Source organism: Lysinibacillus sp. RU7 (genome assembly GCF_057837305.1).
On record NZ_JBYQFK010000148.1, the window covers coordinates 1 to 265 of the forward strand.

A 265-nucleotide genomic window follows, 5' to 3' on the forward strand; every position below is an offset into this window, starting at 1 on the left:
GCCGAGGTTCGCACTGGCGCAGAAGGCGGCGGCAAAACCGAGATAGTCGCCGGCCTGACCGAGGGTGAGAAGGTTGTCGCGTCGGGCCAGTTCCTGATCGACTCCGAAGCGAGCCTCGCTGGCCTCGATGCGCGTCCGATTGGTGTCGAAGCGTCACCCGCAACAAAGCCGGCCGTGAAACCCACCGCGTCGATCTACGAGACGGTCGGCAGCATCGAGGCGATCGATCGCAGTTCCGTCACCCTGTCCCATCAGCCCGTTCCGG

The 265-nt window shown here is 65.3% G+C and carries 1 pseudogene; it reads left to right on the plus strand.

Going from position 1 to position 265, the window contains the following annotated elements:
* Positions 1-265: pseudogene (locus tag AC3II9_RS21875) on the plus strand (hypothetical protein); the annotation flags it as partial.